General features: G+C 65.7%; 5 protein-coding genes and 1 pseudogene. 4 read left to right on the top strand and 2 right to left on the bottom strand.

Annotation, left to right across the window (positions count from 1 at the left end; translation table 11 throughout):
- Positions 1–377, bottom strand: a 377-nt coding sequence (locus ACO6D5_RS22605; protein WP_485826610.1) for a VOC family protein, incomplete at its 3' end; no start/stop codon positions are given.
- A gap of 92 nt (positions 378–469) precedes the next feature.
- Here ACO6D5_RS22605 and ACO6D5_RS22610 point away from each other — a divergent pair.
- The 4 genes from ACO6D5_RS22610 to ACO6D5_RS22625 are packed head-to-tail and all read left to right on the top strand — an operon-like array spanning position 470 to position 2,839.
- The gene (locus ACO6D5_RS22610; protein ID WP_315847368.1) at positions 470–814 is read left to right on the top strand and encodes a GFA family protein; all 345 of its coding nucleotides are present in this window, start codon (positions 470–472) and stop codon (positions 812–814) included.
- 42 nt (positions 815–856) lie between these two features.
- Positions 857–1,264, top strand: coding sequence for a carboxymuconolactone decarboxylase family protein (locus ACO6D5_RS22615; RefSeq protein ID WP_315847367.1), 408 nt, complete (start codon positions 857–859; stop codon positions 1,262–1,264).
- Between the two features lie 9 nt (positions 1,265–1,273).
- Positions 1,274–1,885: an LON peptidase substrate-binding domain-containing protein gene (locus tag ACO6D5_RS22620; RefSeq protein WP_485826611.1), complete on the top strand. Its 612-nt coding sequence runs from the start codon at positions 1,274–1,276 to the stop codon at positions 1,883–1,885.
- A 45-nt stretch (positions 1,886–1,930) separates the two neighbouring features.
- Positions 1,931–2,839, top strand: coding sequence for a ParB N-terminal domain-containing protein (locus ACO6D5_RS22625; RefSeq protein WP_485826612.1), 909 nt, complete (start codon positions 1,931–1,933; stop codon positions 2,837–2,839).
- Between the two features lie 43 nt (positions 2,840–2,882).
- Here the strand turns inward: ACO6D5_RS22625 and ACO6D5_RS22630 are convergent.
- Positions 2,883–3,083, bottom strand: a pseudogene (locus tag ACO6D5_RS22630) (alkaline phosphatase D family protein); the annotation flags it as partial.

Raw genomic sequence — 3,083 nt, forward strand, 5'->3', positions numbered from 1 at the left:
ACCAGGGCGCCATACGCCTCGGCCCAGAACGTCTTCTGCAACGGCATGGTCACGTTGCCGCCGTCGGACAATTGTTCGAACACGCGCTGCGCGTCCGACACCGTGGGGTAGGCCAGCGATAAAGCCATGCCTTTCTTGCCGGGATAGGGGTGCCCAGCCGTGGCGTCGCTGCCCATCAGGGTCTGCTCGTCCAGCGCCAGCCGCGCGTACATGATGCGTTCGGCGTCTTCGGCGGACAGGGCGGGCATGGCGGCGTCGGCCGGGGCGTCGGCGTAGCGGATCATGGCTTCGATCCGGCCGCCCAGCACGCGCTCGTAGAAGTGCAGGGCGTCGGCGCAGTTGCCGTCGAAGCTGAGGTAGGCGGAGAGTTGGGGCATGAAGTCTTCCTGGTTGGGCGGGCAGGTGCCGGGGCAGCCGTGGCCGATCTATGATGGAAGGCCCGACCCGTGATACTTGAAGGAGCCCGGCCATGCAACAAGGTAGCTGCCACTGCGGACAGATCAGATTTGAAGTCGATGGCGACGTGTCGCAGGTTCTGGAGTGCAACTGCTCCCACTGTAGCCGCAAAGGCTATTTGCTGTGGTTCGTGCCGCGCGCGCAGCTGCGCATCACGTCGCCCACGCAAAGCCTGTCCACGTACAAATTCAACAAGCATGTGATCGCACACCATTTTTGCGCCAATTGCGGTTGCGCGCCGTTTGGCTTCGGGGTCAGCCCCAAGGGCGAAGAGACCGCGGCGGTGAATGCGCGATGCCTGGAAAGCGTGGACATCAATGCCCTGACGCGTATCCCGTACGATGGCCGCAATGTGTGACATCCGGCGCCTGAGCCTTCAACAACGTAAAGGAATCCGCGCATGAGCACGGTCAAATTACTGTCGGACGAGGATGTCCGCAAAAACCCCGAGGCGTGGGCGGTGTTCGAAGACATCCGCGCCACGCGCAAATCGGATTTCGTGAACAACTTCTGGCGCGCGCTGGCCAACGACCCGCCGCAGCTGCAGCGCGTCTGGGCGCAATTGAAGCAGGTGATGATGTCGGAAGGCGAACTGTCCCCGCTGGTGCGCGAAATGATCTACATCGCCGTATCCACGGCCAACGGGTGTTCGTACTGCATACATTCGCACACGGCGGCGGCCAAGGCGAAGGGCATGACCGACGGCCAGCACGCTGAACTGCTGTCGGTCATCGGCATGGCGGCACAGACCAATGCGATGGTGACGGCCATGCAGGTGCCGGTGGACGCCGCGTTCGAGGTCAAGTAGGAGACTGCCATGGCGCTGATCCCGCTGTTCCCCTTATCCAATGCGCTGTTTCCCGCCGGCGTGCTGCATCTGCGCATTTTCGAGGTGCGCTACCTGGATATGATCCGCCGCTGCATCGCGGACGGCAGCGAGTTCGGCGTGGTGGGCCTGCTGGCGGGCAGCGAAGTCCGTTCGCCGGAAGGCGTCGAGACGCTGGCCCCCGTGGGCACGATGGCCCGCATCGCGTCTTGGGACGCGCCGATGCCGGCGTTGCTGCAGGTGCGCTGCATCGGCACCCGCCGATTCCGGCTGCTTTCCAGCGAGGTGGCAAAATACGGTCTTTGGATGGGCCAGACCGAGCCCATCGCCGACGACCCGCCCACGCCTGTGCCGGCGATCATGCAGGCCAGCGCCGATGCGCTGGGCCGGCTGGTGGCGCAATGGCAGCAGGACGGCGTGCCTGCCGACCGCATGCCGCTGGCGCCGCCTTACCGGCTGGACGACTGCGCCTGGGTGGCGGACCGCTGGTGCGAACTGCTGCCGCTGCCGCCGGACGACAAGGCCCGGCTGCTGGGCCTGACCGACCCCGTGGCGCGGTTGGCGGCCATTCAGGACTTGTTGCGCGGCCAGGGGCTGACGTAGCGGGTCGCCGGTGGAAACGCCGGGCGAGTAACCTTTTTGGACATCATGGATATCAGGATTGACGAGGGCCTGCGCGCCTATATTGACCCCTTGACCGAAGACGAGCACGAGGCGCTGGAACGCAGCCTGCTGGCCGAGGGCTGCCGCGACGCGCTGGTACTGTGGGGCGACCTGCTGGTGGACGGGCACAACCGCTACGCCATCTGCCAGAAGCACGGCATTGAATTCCAGACCCGCCAGAACACCACGTTCAAGTCGATGGAAGACGTGCACCTGTGGATGATCGAAAACCATCTGGGCCGGCGCAGCGTGTCGGACTTCCAGCGGGGCGTGCTGGCGCTGCGCAAGAAAGAGATCCTGCTGGCGCGCACGCCGCCCGAAGGCAGCGCGCCGCCCAATGCCGGGTCGGCTGACGCCGCATCGTCCGACGGTTCGCCGCCTTGGGACGAGGATGCGGGGGGCGCCGCTGCGCCGGGCGCCGATGGCGCGCCGCGCCTGCCGCCGAACATCTCCTGGACGCCCCCCGTGCCCAGCCGCCAGGCGCTGGCGCGTGCGGCGCGCATCAGCAGCAATACGCTGGGGCAGATCGAAAAGATCCAGAAAGACGCCGCGCCGGAACTGGTGCGTGCCGTGAAAGAGGGCGCGATTTCGATCAACGCCGCGGCCGCCGTGGCGTCTTTGCCCGTCGAACGCCAGGCCGCCGCCGTGGCCGGTGGCAGGAAAGAGCTGCAGCAGGCGGCGCGCGAAGTGCGCCAGGCCAAGGCGCCGCCGCCCCGGGAAGCCCCGCCCGAAGTGCCGATCGAAAGCATCGCGGACCTGCCCGCCGAGGTGGCGCGCCTGCGCGGCGTATTGGCGCGATTGACGGACGAACGCGACCAGCTGAAAAAGAAGGTGATGCACCTGACGATCGCGCTGTCGGAAGCGCGCAATGGGGGCAGCGCGGGCGACGATTAGGGCGGAACACCGGATGGGAGCATGAATAAGGGATAACCCTTACTCATGCAACGGCTGCGACTGCGAGCAAGTGATTCGAAAAGCTGATTTCGGTTTCGCATCGCCACGTTGCCCATAACTTGCACCCCTCGGCCGAGCCCATGTCCAACTCCAGGGCCAGCCAGTTGCGCGCTGCCATGACATGCTTGTCGTGCCCAGGGAAAGGCATCACTTCCGCAACGTACTGCACGTCGATGTTTTGAGG

This window comes from Achromobacter sp. (assembly GCF_057314935.1).